This window comes from Quadrisphaera granulorum (genome assembly GCF_003149145.1).
Taxonomy (GTDB): domain Bacteria; phylum Actinomycetota; class Actinomycetes; order Actinomycetales; family Quadrisphaeraceae; genus Quadrisphaera; species Quadrisphaera granulorum.
The window spans coordinates 110,275-129,144 of sequence record NZ_QGDQ01000012.1; the positions used below are offsets into that span (position 1 = coordinate 110,275).

General features: G+C 72.9%; 16 protein-coding genes. 10 read left to right on the forward strand and 6 right to left on the reverse strand.

Going from position 1 to position 18,870, the window contains the following annotated elements; all coding sequences use genetic code 11:
• Window positions 1-52: 52 nt before the first annotated feature.
• Both BXY45_RS11140 and BXY45_RS11145 read right to left on the reverse strand, forming a co-directional pair.
• Window positions 53-262: an antitoxin gene (locus BXY45_RS11140; protein ID WP_109774558.1), complete on the reverse strand. Its 210-nt coding sequence runs from the start codon at window positions 260-262 to the stop codon at window positions 53-55.
• A 115-nt stretch (window positions 263-377) separates the two neighbouring features.
• Window positions 378-800: a DUF1232 domain-containing protein gene (locus tag BXY45_RS11145; protein ID WP_425468322.1), complete on the reverse strand. Its 423-nt coding sequence runs from the start codon at window positions 798-800 to the stop codon at window positions 378-380.
• 97 nt (window positions 801-897) lie between these two features.
• Between BXY45_RS11145 and BXY45_RS11150 the strand changes: the two genes are divergently transcribed.
• From BXY45_RS11150 to BXY45_RS11160, 3 genes are all read left to right on the forward strand, one after another.
• Window positions 898-2,172, forward strand: a complete 1,275-nt coding sequence (locus tag BXY45_RS11150; protein WP_109774559.1) for a chloride channel protein — start codon at window positions 898-900, stop codon at window positions 2,170-2,172.
• A gap of 223 nt (window positions 2,173-2,395) precedes the next feature.
• The gene (locus tag BXY45_RS11155) at window positions 2,396-4,189 is read left to right on the forward strand and encodes an ABC transporter ATP-binding protein (RefSeq protein WP_109774609.1); all 1,794 of its coding nucleotides are present in this window, start codon (window positions 2,396-2,398) and stop codon (window positions 4,187-4,189) included.
• 104 nt (window positions 4,190-4,293) lie between these two features.
• Complete coding sequence (locus BXY45_RS11160; RefSeq protein ID WP_425468323.1) at window positions 4,294-6,231, forward strand: ABC transporter ATP-binding protein; 1,938 nt, start codon at window positions 4,294-4,296, stop codon at window positions 6,229-6,231.
• A gap of 207 nt (window positions 6,232-6,438) precedes the next feature.
• Here the strand turns inward: BXY45_RS11160 and BXY45_RS11165 are convergent, their stop codons facing one another.
• Window positions 6,439-6,831: a VOC family protein gene (locus BXY45_RS11165; RefSeq protein ID WP_109774561.1), complete on the reverse strand. Its 393-nt coding sequence runs from the start codon at window positions 6,829-6,831 to the stop codon at window positions 6,439-6,441.
• A 305-nt stretch (window positions 6,832-7,136) separates the two neighbouring features.
• Here BXY45_RS11165 and BXY45_RS11170 point away from each other — a divergent pair, with 305 nt between their 5' ends.
• The 3 genes from BXY45_RS11170 to BXY45_RS11180 all read left to right on the forward strand — a co-directional run bounded on the left by BXY45_RS11170 (window position 7,137) and on the right by BXY45_RS11180 (window position 10,495).
• The gene (locus BXY45_RS11170) at window positions 7,137-8,135 is read left to right on the forward strand and encodes an aldo/keto reductase (protein WP_172601946.1); all 999 of its coding nucleotides are present in this window, start codon (window positions 7,137-7,139) and stop codon (window positions 8,133-8,135) included.
• A gap of 7 nt (window positions 8,136-8,142) precedes the next feature.
• Entirely contained in the window at window positions 8,143-8,826 is a 684-nt protein-coding gene (locus tag BXY45_RS11175) for a rhomboid-like protein (RefSeq protein ID WP_109774563.1), read from the forward strand.
• A gap of 220 nt (window positions 8,827-9,046) precedes the next feature.
• Window positions 9,047-10,495: a purine-cytosine permease family protein gene (locus BXY45_RS11180; protein ID WP_211319467.1), complete on the forward strand. Its 1,449-nt coding sequence runs from the start codon at window positions 9,047-9,049 to the stop codon at window positions 10,493-10,495.
• 222 nt (window positions 10,496-10,717) lie between these two features.
• Here BXY45_RS11180 and BXY45_RS11185 read toward each other — a convergent pair whose 3' ends face one another.
• A complete protein-coding gene (locus BXY45_RS11185) occupies window positions 10,718-11,752 on the reverse strand; it encodes an AraC family transcriptional regulator (protein ID WP_170131458.1) in 1,035 nt (344 codons plus the stop codon).
• 89 nt (window positions 11,753-11,841) lie between these two features.
• Between BXY45_RS11185 and BXY45_RS11190 the strand changes: the two genes are divergently transcribed.
• Window positions 11,842-12,942, forward strand: a complete 1,101-nt coding sequence (locus BXY45_RS11190) for an LLM class flavin-dependent oxidoreductase (protein WP_109774611.1) — start codon at window positions 11,842-11,844, stop codon at window positions 12,940-12,942.
• A gap of 156 nt (window positions 12,943-13,098) precedes the next feature.
• On the opposite strand, the gene BXY45_RS11195 is transcribed toward BXY45_RS11190, so the two are convergent.
• Window positions 13,099-14,751 carry a phytoene desaturase family protein gene (locus tag BXY45_RS11195; protein ID WP_109774565.1) on the reverse strand — a complete coding sequence of 551 codons (1,653 nt, stop codon included), beginning with the start codon at window positions 14,749-14,751 and terminating at the stop codon, window positions 13,099-13,101.
• 193 nt (window positions 14,752-14,944) lie between these two features.
• On the opposite strand from BXY45_RS11195, the gene BXY45_RS11200 reads away from it, so the two are divergent.
• The 3 genes from BXY45_RS11200 to BXY45_RS11210 all read left to right on the forward strand — a co-directional run bounded on the left by BXY45_RS11200 (window position 14,945) and on the right by BXY45_RS11210 (window position 18,483).
• Window positions 14,945-15,721: a cyclase family protein gene (locus BXY45_RS11200; RefSeq protein WP_109774566.1), complete on the forward strand. Its 777-nt coding sequence runs from the start codon at window positions 14,945-14,947 to the stop codon at window positions 15,719-15,721.
• Window positions 15,722-15,750: 29 nt separating this feature from the next.
• Window positions 15,751-17,424 carry a thiamine pyrophosphate-binding protein gene (locus tag BXY45_RS11205; protein ID WP_109774567.1) on the forward strand — a complete coding sequence of 558 codons (1,674 nt, stop codon included), beginning with the start codon at window positions 15,751-15,753 and terminating at the stop codon, window positions 17,422-17,424.
• A gap of 135 nt (window positions 17,425-17,559) precedes the next feature.
• Window positions 17,560-18,483, forward strand: coding sequence for a PaaX family transcriptional regulator C-terminal domain-containing protein (locus BXY45_RS11210; RefSeq protein WP_109774568.1), 924 nt, complete (start codon window positions 17,560-17,562; stop codon window positions 18,481-18,483).
• On the opposite strand, the gene BXY45_RS11215 is transcribed toward BXY45_RS11210, so the two are convergent.
• Window positions 18,416-18,850, reverse strand: coding sequence for a RidA family protein (locus BXY45_RS11215; RefSeq protein WP_109774569.1), 435 nt, complete (start codon window positions 18,848-18,850; stop codon window positions 18,416-18,418). The two genes, BXY45_RS11210 and BXY45_RS11215, sit on opposite strands and share 68 nt — an antisense overlap.
• Between the last annotated feature and the right edge of the window lie 20 nt (window positions 18,851-18,870).

The following is an 18,870-nucleotide window of genomic DNA, read 5'->3' on the forward strand; positions in this document are numbered from 1 at the left end:
GCAGACGCGACCAAGGGCACGCAGGACCAGGCCCTGCGTGCCCTCTGTCGCGTCAGCTGCGGGGTTCTCCGCCGCGCGCGTCGCCCTGGCCGTCGAGGAAGGTGTTCGCCTTCTCCTGGCCGATGTCGACCTTGTCGGCGTACTTGCCGCCGGTCCGGGCGTCGATCGCGTCGCCGCCCCTCTCGACCGCCTGGTCCGCCTGGTCGGGGTGCTTGCCGGCGAGGTCCTTGGCCTTGTCCGCGAGGCCCTTGAAGTCCACCACGGTCTCCTCCTGCTCTCTCGTTCGGTCGTGCGCCCCGACGCTACGACTGGGCTGTCCATCGCGCCCCTCGATCACTGTCGGTGATTATGCCTTTGCCACGCGCTGTCAGCCGCTGTCAGGCTGGGGCGAGTCCGCAGACGGAGCGGACGGCCGCCAGCCCTTCGGGCGTGCCCGGCCAGTGCCGCTCCAGGGCCTGCGGCCCCGCGCGGCGCACCACGGACCGCAGGACAAGGACGACGGCGACGACGTCGTCCGCCCAGCCGATTACCGGCAGCACGTCCGGCACGAGGTCGAACGGGAGCGCCAGGTAGCCGAGCAGCAGCCACAGGCGCACGCGGACGCCGCGCGGCAGGGTCCGGTCGGCGGCGAGGCGGCGCACCAGACGCAGTAGGTCGGGGAGCAGCCGCAGCGCATCGCGCCAGGTGGTCTGCCCCTGCGAGACGCGCCAGAGGACGGCGAGCAGCAGCAGCCAGCAGATCAACAGGGCGACGACGAGGCCCCCGACCACGGCGAGCACCGTCCCGCAGGTGCCGTCGATGCCCACGAGGTGACGCTACCGACGCGCCGCTGCGCTCTGGCCCGCTTCCCCGCCGTGATCATGGACAGTCGGCCACCACCCAGGTGGCCGACTGTCCATGATCACGGTCGGGGCGGTGTGGTTGGGTGGCCGCGTGCCGCTGCCGCTGAGGTGGGCCGCCGCCGTGGCGGCCACCGGCGTGGTCGCCGGACTCGCTGGGGCGGCGCTCATGGGGGTGCTGCGGCTCGTCCAGCACCTCGCCTACGGTCTGTTCGACCACGGCTTCGGAGCGGCCGTGGTCGCCGCCGACCCCGCCCGGCGGGTAGCGGCGATGGCTGCTGGCGGTCTCGCGGTGGGGCTCGGCTGGTGGGCGCTGCAGCGATGGACGTCGCCGGTGCGCGAGGCGGAGGACGTCGTCGGCGGGCCTCTTGGCGGGCGGATGCGGCTGCGATCGACGGCGGCGGACGCGGTGCTGCAGGTGGTGGCCGTGGGGGCGGGCGCATCGCTGGGGCGCGAAGGTGCCCCGCGTCAGGTCGGTGCGGCGGCGGGCGGCTGGTTGGCGGCGCGGTGCGGGCTGGAAGCTCAGGCGCAGCGGGTGCTGCTCGCGTGCGGCGCCGGCGCCGGGCTCGCTGCTGTCTACGACGTGCCGCTCGGGGGAGCGTTGTTCACCCTCGAGGTACTGCTGACCACCCTGGCACCGGTCGCGGTGCTCTCCGCTGTCGCGACGTCGGTCATCGCTGCCATGGTGGCCTGGCCGTTCGTGGGGATGGGACACGTCTTCACCGTCAGCCACCTCACGTCGCCGACGGCGTCGCTCGTGGTGGCAGCCGTCGTCGTCGGCCCTCTCGCGGCAGGGGTGGGCCTCGCGTTCCGCGCGCTCGCCGGATGGGCACGACGGCTGGCGCCGCGCGGGTGGCGGCTGCCGGTGGCCACCACGCTGGCCTTCGCGGTGGTCGGGCTGGTCGCCGTCCCGCTGCCGCAGGTGCTCGGCAACGGGCGCGCGCCCGCCGAGTTGGCGTTCGTCGGACAGCTGGGACTGGTCACTGCCGTGTTGCTGCTGGTCGCCCGGCCTCTGGCCACTGCCCTGTGTCTCGGTTCAGGGGCGAGGGGTGGCCTGCTCACGCCCGCGGTTGCACTGGGTGCGCTGCTCGGACTGCTGGGGGCTGCGGCCTGGTCGCAGCTGTGGCCGGGAGCGCCGGCGTCGGCGCTCGCGGTGGTCGGGGCGGCGGCGGTGCTGAGCGTGACGCAGCGTGCTCCGCTGACCGCCACCGTGCTGCTGCTGGAGTTCACCGGCAGTGCGACGACGCTGCTGGTGCCGGTGCTTGCAGCCGTGACGACGGCGACGGCGACGGCGCGCCTGGTCGGCTCCCGCCCCTCCCCAACCCCGCCGTGATCATGGACGCTGGCCACCTTACGGATCCGTAGGGTGGCGGACGCCCATGATCACGGGGGGAAGGTGCTCCGGAAGTCCATGATCACGGGGGTGGGGAGCGGGGGTGGGGGATCGCCCACAGCGGAAAGTCCTGGCGACTGTCAGACCCGAGCCCTAGCCTCGTTCGCCGGGGCAACCGGCCGTCCGGAAGCCGAGCCGCCCCGACTCCGTGGAGGTGGGCCGCGTGCTCCTTCAGCTCCTGCGGCGCTACCTGCGCCCGTACTGGTCACTGCTGGCGGGCGTCGTCGTCTTCCAGACCCTGCAGACCCTCGCCTCGCTGTACCTGCCGACGCTGAACGCCGACATCATCGACAAGGGCGTCGTCACCGGAGACACGCACTACGTGCTGGTCACGGGCCTGTGGATGCTCCTGGTGACGCTCGGGCAGGTGGCGGCCACCGTCGTCGCCGTGTACTTCGGCGCCAAGACGGCCATGGGCTTCGGGCGCGACGTGCGCGCCGCCGTCTTCGGGCACGTGGCGGCGCTGAGCGAGCGCGAGGTCGGGCGCTTCGGGGCCGCGAGTCTCATCACCCGCACCACCAACGACGTGCAGCAGGTGCAGATGCTCGTGCTCATGGGCGCGACGCTGCTGGTCACCAGCCCGATCACCGCCGTCGGCGGGGTCGCGTTGGCGCTCCACCAGGACGTCGGCATGGCGTGGGTGCTCGTCGTCGCCGTCCCGGTGCTGCTGGGGGCGGTCGGCGCGATCGTCGCGCGGATGGTGCCGCAGTTCCGGCTCATGCAGGTCCGCCTCGACGGGGTGAACCGGGTGCTGCGCGAGCAGCTCACCGGGGTCCGTGTGGTCCGCGCCTTCGTCCGCGAGCCCGTGGAGGAGGAGCGCTTCGCCGCGGCCAGCACGGATCTGACGCAGACCGCCCTGCGGGCCGGGCGGCTCATGGCGCTGATGTTCCCCACGGTGATGCTCGTCATGAACGCCTCCACGGTGGCCGTCGTGTGGCTCGGCGCCTACCGCATCGCCGACGGCGACCTCCAGATCGGCCAGCTCACGGCGTTCATCTCCTACCTCGTGCAGATCCTCATGGCCGTGATGATGACGACGATGCTCGCGTTCCTCCTGCCGCGCGCCGCCGTCTCCGCGGACCGGATCGGGGAGGTGCTGGGCGCCGAGCCGTCCGTGGTGCCGCCCGCTGCCTCCGCCGCGGTGCGCGAGGCCGATCTCGACTCCGCGCTGCGCGGCACCGTCGAGCTGCGCGGCGCCACGTTCTGCTACCCCGGCGCCGAGGAGCCGGTGCTGCACAACATCACCTTCACGGCCGCTCCGGGGACGACGACGGCGGTGGTCGGCTCCACCGGCGGCGGCAAGACCACGCTCGTCAACCTGCTGCCCCGGCTCTTCGACGCCACGGGCGGTGAGGTGCTCGTCGACGGTGTGGACGTGCGCCGGCTCGACCCCGACGTGCTGTGGGACCGCATCGGCCTGGTGCCGCAGCGGGCGTTGCTGTTCGCCGGCACCATCGCCTCCAACCTCCGCTTCGGCCGTCCCGACGCCACCGACGCGGAGCTGTGGGAGGCCCTGGAGATCGCGCAGGCCGCCGACTTCGTCCGGGCGATGCCGGGCCAGCTCGAGGAGCCGGTCACCCAGGGCGGCACGAGCGTCTCCGGTGGGCAGCGACAGCGGCTGGCCATCGCCCGCGCCCTGGTCAAGAGACCGGCGGTCTACGTCTTTGACGACGCGTTCAGCGCCCTCGACACCGCCACCGACGCCCGCCTGCGCGCCGCGCTCGACGCCGCCGAGGGCGTGCGGGAGGCGACGCGGATCGTCGTCGCCCAGCGGGTGGCCACGGTGGTCTCGGCCGACCAGATCCTCGTGCTGGAGCACGGGCGGGTGGTGGCGCGCGGCACGCACGCGCAGCTGCTGGAGACCTCCGCGGAGTACCAGGAGATCGTCACGAGCCAGCTGTCCGCAGCCGATGCCGTGGCTGGCGCTGGCGCAGGGGCTGCGGGAGGTGCGGCGTGAGCGGCGCCCGGCCGATCCCGGCCCCCCGACCCGGAGGACCTGGCGGCCCGGGAGGACCTGGGGGCCCCGGCATGCGCCGGGGCCCGATGGGCGGCGGCGGGATGATGGGCATGGCGATGCCGGCCGAGAAGTCGAAGGACTTCTGGCCCAGCACCCAGCGGCTCCTCGCGCGGCTGCGGCCGGAGCGGGCGTGGATCGCGTTCGTCGTCGTCGTCGGAACCGCCTCGGTGGCCCTGGCGGTGGCGGGCCCAAAGCTGCTCGGCAGGGCCACCGACCTCGTGGTGGCCGGGGCGGTTGGCGTGCGGTTCCCCGAGGGGACCACGCGAGACGCCGTGCTGGCCCAGCTGCAGTCCGCAGGGCAGGGGTCGGAGGCCGACTTCCTGCGCACGGTCGACTTCACGCCCGGCCAGGGCGTCGACTTCGGGGCGCTTGGTGCGCTGCTGACCCTGGTGCTCGCGCTGTACGTCGCGTCCAGCCTGCTCGGGTGGCTGCAGGGGTACGTGCTCGCCGGCGTGACGCAGCGGACGGTCTACCGGCTCCGGGAAGACGTCGAGCGCAAGATCAACGCCCTGCCGCTCTCGCACCTCGACCGCACGCCCCGCGGTGAGCTGCTCAGCCGCGTCACCAACGACATCGACAACATCTCCCAGACCGTGCAGCAGACGCTGAGCCAGCTCGTGACGTCGCTGCTGACGGTGGTCGGGGTGATCGTCATGATGGTGTGGATCTCGCCGGTGCTCGCGCTCGTGGCGCTGGTCACCATCCCGCTGACGGTGGTGGTGACGGGGTTCATCGCCAAGCGGTCGCAGAAGCTCTTCGTGGCCCAGTGGAAGCACACCGGTGAGCTCAACGCGCAGGTCGAGGAGGCCTACACCGGCCACGCACTGGTCAAGGTGTTCGGGCGGCGCCGGGAGGTGGCGGACCGCTTCGCCGTGACCAACGGGCAGCTGCACGACGCCGCCTTCGGCGCGCAGTTCGTGTCCGGGCTGATCATGCCGGCGCTGACGTTCGTGGGGAACCTCGTCTACGTGGGCATCGCCGTCGTCGGTGGGCTCATGGTGGCTGGTGGCTCGCTGCGCATCGGTGACGTGCAGGCGTTCGTCCAGTACTCCCGCCAGTTCACGCAGCCGCTGGCGCAGCTCGGGTCGATGGCCAACCTCCTGCAGTCGGGGGTGGCCAGCGCGGAGCGGGTGTTCGAGCTGCTCGACGCCGAGGAGCAGTCGCCGGACTCGGCGGCGTCCGCCTCAGCGCTGGTCGACGGTCCGGGGCGGCTGGAGTTCGAGCGCGTCTCGTTCAGCTACGCCACCGATCCGGGAGTCGAGCCGCTGATCGAAGACCTGTCGCTGGTCGCCGAGCCAGGCCAGACGGTCGCCATCGTCGGACCCACCGGCGCCGGCAAGACCACGCTGGTCAACCTCATCATGCGGTTCTACGAGGTGGACGGCGGTCGGATCCTCCTGGACGGCGTCGACGTGCGCGACCTGCCCCGGGCCGCCCTGCGGGCAGCGACCGGCATGGTGCTGCAGGACACGTGGCTGTTCGGCGGCACCATCCGCGACAACATCCGCTACGGACGCCCCGACGCCACCGAGGCCGAGGTCGAGCAGGCCGCCCGTGACGCGCTCGCGGACCGGTTCGTGAGGTCTCTGCCGGACGGGTACGACACCGTCATCGACGACGAGGCCTCCAACCTCTCCGCGGGCGAGCGGCAGCTGCTCACCATCGCGCGGGCGTTCCTGCGGCGGCCCAAGCTGCTCATCCTCGACGAGGCCACCAGTTCGGTGGACACGCGCACCGAGCTACTGGTCCAGCGGGCCATGAGCGAGCTGCGCAAGGACAGGACGGCGTTCGTCATCGCCCACCGGCTCTCGACCATCCGCGACGCCGACCTCATCCTCGTCATGGAGGCGGGCCGGCTGGTGGAGCAGGGCACGCACGCCGAGCTGCTGGCCGCGGGCGGCGCGTACGCGCGGCTGTACGAGGCGCAGTTCGCCGCACCGACCGACCAGGGCGCCGCTTCGTCTGCTCCCGCTGCTCGCTGACGCTGGCCGTTGGTTGCTGGACGACGACGACGACGGGCGCGGGCGCGGTCGGCCGTCGGCCGCTGCGCTGGGCCGACCCGCCTCATCAGCCGGAATTCCGCCCCTTCGCGCGAGTTCCCGCCCCATCGCGTCCCTCGATGGGGCGGGAACTCGGTTCATGGGGCAGGAACTCGGGCGAAGGGGCGGATCGGCGGATTTCCGCCGTGCTCAGAAGGCGTCGCCCGTGCGCCAGGGCATCTGCTGCAGCACGAGGGAGTTGCCGTCCGGGTCGTGCAGGCCCGCGTAGAGCACGCCGCCGCCAGCGTCGGTGATGTCGCCGACGTCAACGCCCCGGCCGAGCAGCTCAGCGCGGGCGGCCTCGATGTCGTTGACCACGAGGTGCAGGCCGCGCACCGACCCTGGCTCGCCGCCGTACACGGGCAGGCCGGTGCCGAAGCCGAGCGAGCAGCTAGAACCCGGAGGTGTCACCTGCACCACGCGGATGCCCGGTGCGGGGGTGACGTCGACGTCGACGGTGAAGCCGAGACTGTCGGCGTAGAAGGCCTTGGCGGCGTCGACGTCGGAGACGGGCAGCGGCACCAGCTCGAGCTTCATGTCCACGGGATCCAGCCTGGCATGGAGGCCCGACCGCCCGGTGGCGCAGAGGCAGGCGCGTCATCGTCGGTGTGGGAGGCGCCTGCCTGCTCGATGACGGGGGAGCCTCAGGCCCGGTGGGGAGCCTGATGTCCGCTTCCAGGGCCGGATGCGGACGGGAGGCTCCTCACCGGACGTCCGATTCCCCACTCGCGCTGGCCGAGTGGCGCAAACTCGCTTGATCGTGGGCGGGGGCTGCTGGCCGTCGTCGTCCCAGGGTCCTCTGAGAGCGTTCACAGCGGGCGGGTCGTAGCGTGCGGACCATGACGACGATGGAGACGCGGACGCTCGGGCGCACCGGAGCGCAGGTCAGCGTGATCGGCCTGGGGTGCTGGCAGATCGGCGGCGGCTGGGGCGACGTCAGCGACGCCGACGCCACGGCCACGTTGCATGCGGCGTTGGAAAGCGGCGTCACGCTCTTCGACACCGCGGACGTGTACGGCGACGGGCGCAGCGAGCAGCTCATCGGGCAGTTCCTGCGGGAGCTGCCCGAGACGGACCGGCCGTTCGTGGCCACCAAGTGCGGGCGTCGCGCCGACCCGCACGTGCCGGCGGCGTACACCGCGGAGAACCTCCGCGCGTGGACGGACCGGTCGCGGAAGAACCTCGGCGTGGAGCGGCTCGACCTCGTGCAGCTGCACTGCCCGCCGACCCCGGTGTACTCCGACGACGCCGTGTACGACGCCCTCGACAAGCTCGTGGCCGACGGCGCCATCGCCGCGTACGGCGTCTCGGTGGAAACCGTCGAGGAGGCGCTGACGGCGATCGCCCGTCCTGGTGTGGCGAGCGTGCAGATCATCCTCAACGCGTTCCGGCGCAAGCCGCTGGAGCGGGTGCTGCCTGCGGCGGCCGAGGCCGGTGTCGGGATCCTCGCGCGCGTGCCGCTGGCGTCGGGGCTGCTCACGGGCAAGTACGACGAGAGCACGCAGTTCGGCGACGACGACCACCGGAGCTTCAACCGCAACGGCGAGCAGTTCGACAAGGGTGAGACGTTCTCGGGCGTCCCGTACGAGGTGGGCGTGGCGGCGGCGCGCAAGGTCGCGGCGCTCGCGAGCGAGGCCGGGGACGGTGTCACCACGGCCCAGCTCGCGCTGCGGTGGATCCTCGACCAGCCCGGCGTGACCGCCGCCATCCCCGGGGCCCGCAACCCCGAGCAGGCCCGCGGCAACGCTGCCGCGGCGTCGGTGGCGCCGCTCGACGACGACGTGCTGGCAGCTATCGAGCGCATCTACGACGAGCGCATCCGCGAGCACGTCCACGCCACCTGGTGACCAGCCGGTGACCAGCGTCGGCGTGCCCTCGCCCGGGCAGGACGGCGTCGCTCGTCCCGCCCGGCCGTGGGGCGCGCCCGGGCGCTGGTGGCCACGATGGGCGTGGGGTAGCGAGCTCGCCCTCGCGTACTCCGGCCTCGTGGTCGTCGTTGCGGTGGTGCTCAGCCAGCTGGCGCCCGCGGCGCATCGCGCGGCAGTGCTCGCGGCGAGCACCAACCTCGAGAACCTCCGGCACACGCCGGCTGCGGTGCTGCTGTTGTCCGCGTTCGTCGTGCAGACCCGCGCCGAGGTGCTGCTGCTCGTGCCGCTCGTCGTCGTCATGACGCTGTGCAGCCGTTGGATCGGGCGCTCGTCCACGGTGGTCGCGGCACTGTTCGGGCACGTCGGCGCCACGCTGCTCGTCGCGACGTTCCTGGCGGCCGGGGTGAGGCGCGGGTTCGTCTCGCACAGCGTCGTGACGGCGCCGGACGTCGGCGTCAGCTACGCCCTCGCGGGGGTGGCGGGGCTGCTCGCCGCCGTCGTCCCGCGGTGGTGGCGGTGGGTTTACGTGGTCGGAGGGCTGGCGACGCTCGTGGTGCTCATCAGTGCCGACACCGACTTCACCAACGTCGGTCACCTGCTCGCGTTCACGACGGGCCTTGGCCTTGCCGTGGTCTCCGTCCCGTCCCGCCCTCGCATCGTCTCGCCGTGATCATGGGCGGTCGGCCACCCGGTGAGGTGGCCGACCGTCCATGATCACGTTGGGAAAGTGCTTCGGAAGTCCATGATCACGTTGGGGAAGTGGGGGTGGGCTGCGCTGTGCGGAATCCGGACAGCGCGTGCGTCCGGCGGATGGTGGCCCTCCCGCGCCGTCCCTAGCGTCCGGGGTCACCTCGACCAGCTCGAGCCACCCTCTCCCTGAAGGACGGACGATGGCTGACAGCACTCCCACGGATGCGGCCCTGCGGAGCCGCATGGAGGACCACGCGCTCACCGCGGTCCCCGAGTCCGAGCGCCGCTCGGGCTGGGGCCTGATGACCAACACCGCCGGCATCGCCTCGACCCTCATCCAGCTCGCCATCGGCGGCACCGTCACGCTGATCGCCGGTGTGTGGGCGGGCCTGGCGGCGGGCGTCGTCGTCGCCATCTTCGGTGGTGTTCTGGGGTGGCTCGTCGGGCACGTGTCGTACCGGTCGGGCACGTCCAGCACGGTGACCGCGCGCTTCTACGGGCTGGGCACGCGTGGCTCGGCGCTGGCCTCCCTGATCTTCGCGTTCATGATCCTGGGCTTTCTCGCGCTGGAGAACGCGTTGCTCTACTACGGCACGCTGTTCATGTTCGGATGGGCGCCGACGACGGCGAACGCCATCGCCATCTACGGGCTGCTGACGCTGGCGTGGATCGGGCTGACCGTCTTCGGGTTGCCGATCGTGCAGCGCACCTCGACGGTGCTGCTGGTCGCGTTCGTGGCGCTCACGGTGGTCCTGACGTTCGTGGCGCTCAACCAGTCCGGGATGACGCTGGGTCAGGTGTTCTCCGGCGGTCCGGTGGTGCCGGGCTTCGACAGTGACGTCACCCGGTTCACCACGGTGCTCTCGATTCTCGCGGGTTCAGCGGGGGCGCTGGCTCTTGTCGACGCCGACTTCGCGCGGTACGCCCGCTCCACCAAGGACGTCGGCATCCTCGCCGTCGGTGGCGCGATCATGATCGACGTCGTTGCCGTGGTCCTCGGGACGGTCATCGTGCACGCCGGCTCGGGTGTCGTCACCGAGTTCCTCACGGCCAACCCGGCCGTGGCAGCCACCCAGGGTGGCGAGACGGTGGCCGACAAGGTGGCGTGGATGATCGCCAACAATGCGGGCGCGTTCTTCGTGGTGCTGGCCGGTGGGCTCGGCTTCGTGCTGATGTACGTCGCGCAGGTCAAGGCGCAGGTGCTCAACACCTACAGCGGGTCGCTGGCGCTGACCAACCTCGCTGACGGCATCGTCGGGCGAAGCCCCAGCCGGGTGGTCATGGTGGTGATCGGCAACCTCGTGGCGCTGGCGATGGTCGCCGGAGACATCCTCGGCCTCATCGGCAGCTACCTGGGTCTCCTGGGCGTCACGACGACGGCGCTGGCCAGCGTGATCATCGCTGACTTCTTCATCGTTCGCGGACGGCGCGTGGCCCACCCGGCGGAGACCGAAGCGGTGAACTGGGCCGGTGTCCTCTCCGTGGTCGGTGCTTCGGTGCTCGGCGGGGTGCTGCAAGAGACCGGTGTCACGCCGCTGGGCTTCGTGGTGGCGCTCGTGGCGGTGCTCATCGCATACCCGGTGCTGCGCACGACCGTGCTCAAGCCGGCGAGTTCCCAGGTGGCTGCGCCCCGCGTGCCTGTCCCCTGACCCTCACGCTTCCCACCGTGATCGAGCCTGTTGCGAAATGGCCATTTCGGGCCCTTCGGCGCATGAGGGCAAAGCTCTGACCTGCGGTGATTCTCAGCGCAGGTCGCCTCAGATCGCATTTCGCAACAGGCTCGATCATGGACGGTCGGCCACCCGCAAGAGGTGGCCGACCGTCCATGATCACGGTGGGAAGTGTTTCGGAAGTCCATGATCACGGAGGGGTTAGCGAGTGCGGCGCAGGGTGGCGCTGGGAGACTCGCCGAAGGCCTCCCGGTACTGCACCGACAGCCGGCCCAGGTGCGTCAGCCCCCAGCGGGCCGCGGCCTCGGTGACGGACTCGGCAGCCCCGGCCGACAGGTCTTCCCGCACGCGGTGCAGCCGTACGGTCCGCAGGTGGGCCATCGGCGTCTCGCCGAGGTGCTGGGCGTAGCCCGCCTGCAGCGCCCGGACCCCCACGCCCACCGCGGCGGCGATGTCGGCCGTGGTCAGCGGCTCGTCGCAGTGCTCCTCCACGTACCGCACCGCGCGCGCCACGCAGCTGCGGTTGGCGGCGGCGCGCAGCGCGCCCGGCTCCTCGCCCCCGCTGGCGGCGTGCTGCGCGCTGATCAGGGAGTCGACCAGGGCGACGGCGAGCGACCGCGTGGCCAGCGGCACCGGGCCGGCGCTGCCGAGCGCCTCGACGTCGTCGAGGGCCACGTCGAGCAGCCGGCGGAACGCCGCTCCGGCGCCCGTGGTCAGGTCCAGGACGGGTGCGATCCCAGCCCCCGCTGTGGCCCGCCCCGCGAGCCCGGCCAGGCCCGCCATCTCCCGCCGACGGTGCACGAGCGCCGACGGCACCTGCAGCATCACGCGCGGGGTGCCCGGGGCGTACCGCATCCGCCACGGCGAACCGGGCCCGCACACCAGGGCCGACCCGACGACGGCGACACCGCGCCGCGTGCCACGACCGCCACCGCCGTCGTCCACCGACGCCGCCCCCGCCAGGGGGACCTGCACGAGCCAGAACGGCATCCCCGCCACGCGTACCTCGACGTCGGAGCCGTAGTCGATCCAGTGCAGCGCCACCTCCGCGAAGGGCGCGCGGTGGTGGCGCAGTGAGAAGCCACCTCGGCCGCGCTCGTCGTCGTCGTGAGCCCACCGACCGCGGGGGAAGAGGTCGTGAGGGCACAGCTCACCCGCGACGCCCTCGCGGGCCTCGTCGAGGTCGGTGGTGGCCAGTAGTCGGTGCGCCGCGAGGCGCGGGGTGAGGACGTTCACGGGACCTCCGTCAGTGGAGAACCTCGACTGGACAGTGCGTCGCTCGCGGGATAGCGGGCCCCGTGGGCATGCGCGCATCCTCCCGCAGCATGAGCACACCGATCACCTCCGCGAGCCACTTCCGCCTGGGGTTGTTCTCCTCGAACTGCTCGGGTGGCCTAGCCGTCACGAAGATCCCCGAGCGCTGGTCGGCGTCGTGGGAGGACAACCTGGCGATGGCGAAGCTGGCCGACGAGGTCGGCATCGACTTCGTGCTGCCGATCGCCCGGCTCATCGGCTACGGCGGCGAGACCAACTTCCACGAGAGCGTGCTCGAGCCGATCCCGTGGGCGACGGCGATCGTGGCCGCCACGAAGCGGCTGACGGCGTTCGCCACGGTGCACACGGCGTTCAACCACCCGGTGGTGGTGGCCAAGCAGCTCGCGACCATCGACGCGATGGCACCCGGACGCGTGGGCCTCAACGTGGTGGCCGGGTGGAACCAGCCCGAGTACGAGGCGATGGGCGTGGACCTGCCCACCGCGCACGACGCCCGCTACGCCTACGCGCAGGAGTGGTTCGACGCGGTGGCCACGCTGTGGTCGCGTGAAGGGCGCTACGACCTGCCGGGGGAGTACTTCGACCTGCGCGGCGTGGAGTCCAGCCCCAAGCCGGCTGCGGGGCGGGTGCCGATCCTCAACGCCGGGTCGAGTCCGCAGGGCAAGGCGTTCGCGGCGCGCAACGCCGACTTCGTCTTCACCATCGTCGCCGGCCCGGAGCAGGGGGCTTCGGTGGTCGCGGAGGTGACCGCGGCGGGGCGGGCGCTGGGGCGGTCGCCCGGGGTGCTGACGCCGACGCACGTGGTGTGCCGGTCCACGCACGCCGAGGCGGAGGAGTACCTGCGGTACTACGCGGAGGAGAACGCCGACTGGGCCGCCGTCGACAACCTCATGCGGCTGCAGGGCATGCACGCGCAGTCGTTCTCGCCGGAGATGCTCGCGACGTTCCGCGGGCGCTTCGCCGCTGGTCACGGGACCTGTCCGATCATCGGGACGCCGGACGAGGTGGCCGACGAGATCGAGAAGTTCGCGACGGCGGGCTTCGGTGGGATCACGATGTCGTTCGTCGACTACACGGGCGAGCTGGAGCACTTCGCCGCCGAGGTGATGCCGCGCCTGGAGAAGAAGGGCCTGCGTCCGGCGCCCGCCTGACCCCCGCCCTCTGGCCGTGATCATGGGAGTTGTGCACGGAACTGACTGTGATCATGGACGTTGTGCGCAGCAGCTGGGTGCCCGGCAGGGCGCGACGTGCACAACCCCCATGATCACGACCCTCTCTGTGCACAGCGTCCATGATCACGGTGGGGGTCAGGGGCGGCGCAAGCGCGGTCGGCGGGACGGGCGCAGCAGCGTCTGCGCCACCAGGTGCCCCGACCCCGCGCCCAGCCCCGGCCCCGGGTGCGTCGACGCGCCGATGTGCCACAGCCCGGGCACGGGCGTGCGGTGCCGCCCCGACGAGGGCAGCGGCCGCCACAGGTAGCTCTGGTCGATGGTTGCCTGCCCGCCGTACGGGTCACCGGCGACGGCGTTCGCGTTGTGCGCGAGCAGGTCGACCGGGCTGATGACGTGCAGCCCGACGACGAGCGCCTCCAGCCCCGGAGCGTGCTGCGCGACCCGGTCCAGCGCCCGCCCGGCGTACTCGCGCGCCAGTTCCGGCGTCCAACCAGAGCTGACGTCCAGCAGCCCCGCGGCGTCGCCGGACGGCGTGAACGGCAGCTCCTGCAGCTGCAGCCACAGCGCCGCCGTGCCCGCCGGCACGCGCGACGCGTCGAGCAGGTGCTGCTGGCCCACCACCACGGTCGGCCGGGCCGGCAGCAGCCCCGCCTCCGCCTGCGCGCACGCGATCCCCGTGCTCCCGGAGCCGTCGGAGACGTGCACGAGCGGCACGTCGCGCAGCCGTGCGTCGCTCCACGGCACCGGTCCGGACAGCGCCACGTGCACCTGCATGGCGGCGCGTCCGTGGCGGAACTTCTCCGCCTCCGACGTGACCTGAGGCTTCACGGACCCCGCCGGCAGCAGCGACCCGTACAGCGCCGACGGCGTCACCGACGCCAGCACGGCCTTGCGCGCCCGCAGGATCTGACCCCCCACCGAGCCGCCCGACGGGCCGCCCAGCGAGACGCCCACCGCGCGGCCGCCCTCCACCACCACGCGCTCGACGCGCTCACCCGTGATCACCCGCACGCCCCGCTCCGCCAGCAGCCGCGAGAACGCCTCCACGAACCTCCCCGCCCCACCGACGACGACGGGCAGCCCGGCCCCGTGCAGCGTCGCCGCGAAGACCGGCATCATCAGGCCGCCGGAGGCGTGGTCGGGGGAGAGCCCGGCGTGCAGCAGCCACGGCGACCACAGGTGGTCGACCTCGTGCCCGCGGAACTCCCGCCGCGCCCAGTCGCGTCCGCTCGTGGCGGCGTCGCGCAGCAGCGCCTCGCTGTCTCGCGGACCACCGGCCCGTAGCAACGCAGTTACCGGTCCGAGCGCCCGTGGCGAGCGCAGCTCGCTGCCGAGCAGCCCGCCGATCCCGGCGGCGCGACGCCCGAAGTCGTCGAGGTGCTTCAGGTACGCGCGTCCGTCCTCGGGGTGCTCGAACCCGGCGGCCGTGGCGGCCGGGTCGCGGTGCGCCAGCGACACCCGCCCGTCGTCGGTGACGCTCGCCGTCAGCGGCCCGTCGGTGTTCGCGTACTCCAGGCCGTGCCGGTGCAGGTCCGCCCCGAGCGCGGCGTACGCACCGCCGGTCACGAACAGCGGGTGCCACGAGGAGTACACGTCGTGCAGGTAGCCGGGCGCGGTGACCTCGCCGGAGGCGATGAACCCACCCAGGTGCGGCGCTGCCTCGACGACGACGACGGACCACCCCGCCCCGGCCAGCTCCGCCGCCGCGACCAGGCTGTTCACCCCACCCCCGACGACGACGACGTCAGCCTCGTCCTGCCCGGTCCGGGTGTGCTGCGCAGCGCTCATGCGCGGCGACGCTAGGCGCGGTGGCAGCGGCCGACTATCCCCGCAGCGCGGCGGTGCTCCGCGTCGGGCAACGCTCTCGGGATAGCCGCTCGCAGGCGGGGCGCCTAGCGTGCGCCGCACGCACCAACCCGGCACCAATCCGGCATCGAGTCCCAGCCAACCACTCCCAGTCAACCGACCCGCAGGAGCAGCCATGTCGACCCTGAGCGATCTCACCGCGGCTCTGACCGGCGGCGCCGTCGAGGTCATCGACCTCACCGCGCCACTGAGCCCGAGCACCCCGGTGCTGCAGCTGCCGCCGCCGTTCGCCAACACCATCCCGCTGAGCCTGGAGCCCGTCAGCGACTTCGACGACGCCGGGCCGTTCTGGGGCTGGAACAACATCCACACCGGTGAGCACACGGGCACGCACCTGGACGCGCCGTCCCACTGGGCCACCGGGCGTGACGGCGCCACGGTCGACAAGGTGCCGCCGGCGCGGCTGGTGGCGCCCGCCGTCGTCGTCGACATCTCCGCCCAGGTGGCGGAGAACCCCGACTTCCTCCTGGAGCCCGAGCACCTCGAGAAGTGGGAGGCCGAGCACGGCCGCCTGCCGGACGGCGCGTGGGTGCTGCTGCGCTCCGGGTGGTCAGCGCGCAACAGTGACGCGAAGGCCTTCCTCAACGCTGACGAGAACGGCCCGCACACGCCCGGTCCCTCGGCGGACGCTTCCCTGTGGCTCGCCACCGAGCGCGGCATCGTCGGTCTGGGCGTGGAGACGGTCGGCATCGACGCCGGTGCCGCGGGCGGCTTCACCCCGCCGTTCCCCGCGCACCACCACCTGCTCGGGCACGACAAGTACGGCCTGACCCAGCTGCAGAACCTCGACAGGCTGCCGGTGACCGGTGCGGTGCTCGTCGTGGCGCCGCTGCCGATCGTCGGCGGTACCGGGAGCCCGGCGCGCGTGTTCGCGCTGGTGGAGCAGGGCTGATGAGTGGGCTGGCGAGCAGTGCAGGGGTGATGAGCGTCGCGGAGCTCGTCGGCCGCGCGGTCGCCAAGCTCGGCGCGGATCGCGCGTTCGGCGTGGTGGGCAGCGGCAACTTCGACGTCACCAACGCCCTCGTCGAGGCCGGAGTGCCGTTCACCGCGGCCCGCCACGAGGGCGGCGCGGCGACCATGGCCGACGCCCACGCGCGCACCACCGGCCGCGTCGCCGTCGTCACCCTCCACCAGGGGTGCGGCCTGACCAACGCGCTCACCGGCATCGCGGAGGCGGCCAAGAGCCGCACGCCGGTGCTCGTGCTCGCGGCTGACGTGGCCGGGTACCAGGTGCGCTCCAACTTCAGGGTCGACGCCGACGCTCTGGTCGCGGCCGTCGGTGCCGTGCCGGAGCGGCTGCACAGCCCCGCCAGCGCTGTCGACGACGTCGTCCGCGCCTGGCGCACCGCGTCCGAGCAGCGCCGCACCGTGGTGCTGTCGATGCCGCTCGACGTGCAGGCAGCGCCCGCGCCCGAGGGTGCCGCGGCGCGTGTCGAGGCGCTCGTGCCGCCGCCGGCCGCCGTGCCCGCGCGGCCGGCGCAGTCCGCCGTCGACGCCCTCGCCGCGGCCCTGCGCGACGCGCAGCGGCCGGTGCTGCTGGCCGGGCGTGGCGCGCGCGGCCACGGCGAGGTGCTGCGCGCCCTGGGCGAGGCCTCCGGTGCGCTGCTCGCCACCACCGCGGTGGCGAAGGGCCTGTTCACCGGCGACGACTTCGACCTGGGCATCTGCGGCGGCTTCGCCAGTGACCTCACCGCTGAGCTCGTGGCCGGCGCCGACCTGGTGGTGGCGCTCGGCGCGAGCCTCACCCAGTGGACGACGCGCCACGGCCGCCTCCTGCCCGACGGCGTCCGCGTGGTGCAGGTCGACCGTGAGGTCGAGCAGCTCGGCGTGCAGCGCGCCATCGACCTGCCGGTGCTCGGCGACGTCGGCGAGACGGCGGCTGCCGTGCTGTCGGCGCTGCGGGCTGCGCCGCGCACGGGGCTCGGGTACCGGACGGCAGAGGTGCGCGCGGCCATCGCGGAGCGTGCCCGCTGGGCGGACGTCCCCGTGCTCGACGAGGTCACTCAGGACGACGACGGCCACGCCCGTATCGACCCGCGCGTGCTGAGCCGCGAGCTCGACCGCCGCCTACCTCTCGAACGCGTGCTGGCCACCGACTCGGGCAACTTCATGGGCTACCCCAGCGCGTACCTGTCGGTGCCCGACGAGCAGGGCTTCTGCTTCACGCAGTCGTTCCAGTGCGTCGGGCTGGGTCTCGCGACGCTGGTCGGCGCCGCGCTCGCGAGCCCTGACCGGCTGCCGGTGCTCGGCACGGGCGACGGTGGCTTCCTCATGGGGGCCTCCGAGCTGGAGACCGTGGTGCGGCTCGGCATCGGCGCGGTGATCGTCATCTACGACGACGCCGCGTACGGTGCCGAGGTCCACCACTTCGGCCCTGCGGGCGCCGACACCACCCAGGTGCGGTTCCCCGACATCGACCTCGCGGCGCTCGCCCGCGGCGCCGGGGCGGAGGCGCACGTGGTGAGGTCGGTGGCCGACCTCAAGGTGCTCGACGACTGGCTGGCCGGTCCGCGCGACGTGCCGCTGGTGCTCGACGCCAAGGTGGCCGAGGACGGCGGCTCCTGGTGGCTCGCCGAGGCCTTCCGCGCCCACTGACCACCCCACCCTCCGTGATCATGGACGTTACGTACACGCCCCTGTGGCGGTGTTCGTCACGCCCATGATCACGGCGGGAAAGTGCTCCGGAAGTCCATGATCACGAAGGGGAGTGTGGTCCACGGGTTATCGTCGATGACCGTGACGCAGGACGCCGCCCCGGACGTGGTCGGCGACGATGCCGGCGCCCCCGGTCAGCTCACGCTCACCCTCTTCGGGCTGCACGCGCGTTCGCGTGGCGGGTGGCTCTCCGTGGCCGCGCTGATCCGGCTCCTCGCCGACCTCGGTGTGGAGGAGCCGGCGGTGCGCTCGGCGCTCTCGCGCCTCAAGCGGCGCGGTCTGCTCGAGGCGGAACGCCGCGACGGCGCTGCTGGGTACGCGCTGTCGTCGTCGGCGGTGGAACTGCTCGTCGAGGGTGACGCCCGCATCTTCGGGCGGCGCCGCGCCGGACGTGACGACGGCTGGCTGCTCGCGGTGTTCTCCGTTCCGGAGAGCCAGCGCGACCGCCGCCACCAGCTCCGCACGAGCCTGACCCAGCTGGGCTTCGGCACCGTGGCGCCCGGGGTGTGGGTGGCGCCCGGGCACCTCGTGGAGCAGACGCGGGTGGCGTTGGCGCGCCGGGGGCTGACGGAGTTCGTCGACCTGTTCCGGGCGAGCACGGTGGACGCGCTCCCGGGAGCGGGCGCTGACCTCGCCGCGAAGGTCGCCACCTGGTGGGACCTCGACCCCGTCGCCGAGTCGTGCGCGACCTTCAGCGAGCGGTTCTCCGCTCTTGACGACGACGACGCCCTGCGTGCGCTCTCGCTCGACCCGCAGGCGGCCTACCGCGCGTACCTGCCGATGCTCACGGCGTGGCGGCGCCTGCCCTACCTCGACCCGGGCCTGCCGCTCGACCTGCTGCCCGCCGACTGGCCCGGCCTGCGGGCCGAGCAGCTGTTCGTGGCGGCCGACCAGGCCCTGCGGGGCCCGGCCGGCCGCCACGCCGACGCGCTCATCGCGGCGCCAGCACCGCCGTCCCCGAGATCTCCACGAGCGCCTCGCGCTGCCACAGCCCGGTGACGCCCACCCCGGTCATCGCGGGGTAGCTGCGGCCGATGAGGCGGCGCCACACGGCGCCGATCTCGGCGCCCCGCGCCTGGTAGCCGGGGATGTCGAGCAGATAGACGGTCGACTCGACGAGGTCGCTCGGCTCACCGCCGGCGGCGCGCAGCGCGGTGAGCAGGTTGGTGAGCGCCTGCTCGAACTGCACGACGATGTCGCCCTCGACGATCCGGCCGTCGGCACCCAGGGCGGTCTGCCCCGACAGGTGCACGCTCACGGTCCCTTCAGCGCGCACGGCGTGGGCGAAGCCGGAGGGCTTGGCGAGCTCCGGCGGGTCGACCCGCACCACGTGGGAGAAGGACGTCTGAGCGGGAGCAGCTGACATGGCTGACCACCTTCCTGTGT

Coding starts and splice junctions, on each gene's coding strand:
- BXY45_RS11190 (WP_109774611.1), top strand. CDS start 11,842: ATGAGCACACCGATCACCTCCGCGAGCCACTTCCGCCTGGGGTTGTTC.
- BXY45_RS11200 (WP_109774566.1), top strand. CDS start 14,945: ATGTCGACCCTGAGCGATCTCACCGCGGCTCTGACCGGCGGCGCCGTC.
- BXY45_RS11210 (WP_109774568.1), top strand. CDS start 17,560: ATGACCGTGACGCAGGACGCCGCCCCGGACGTGGTCGGCGACGATGCC.
- BXY45_RS11150 (WP_109774559.1), top strand. CDS start 898: ATGATCACGGTCGGGGCGGTGTGGTTGGGTGGCCGCGTGCCGCTGCCG.
- BXY45_RS11205 (WP_109774567.1), top strand. CDS start 15,751: ATGAGCGTCGCGGAGCTCGTCGGCCGCGCGGTCGCCAAGCTCGGCGCG.
- BXY45_RS11160 (WP_425468323.1), top strand. CDS start 4,294: ATGGGCATGGCGATGCCGGCCGAGAAGTCGAAGGACTTCTGGCCCAGC.
- BXY45_RS11180 (WP_211319467.1), top strand. CDS start 9,047: ATGGCTGACAGCACTCCCACGGATGCGGCCCTGCGGAGCCGCATGGAG.
- BXY45_RS11195 (WP_109774565.1), bottom strand. CDS start 14,751: ATGAGCGCTGCGCAGCACACCCGGACCGGGCAGGACGAGGCTGACGTC.
- BXY45_RS11215 (WP_109774569.1), bottom strand. CDS start 18,850: ATGTCAGCTGCTCCCGCTCAGACGTCCTTCTCCCACGTGGTGCGGGTC.
- BXY45_RS11170 (WP_172601946.1), top strand. CDS start 7,137: ATGGAGACGCGGACGCTCGGGCGCACCGGAGCGCAGGTCAGCGTGATC.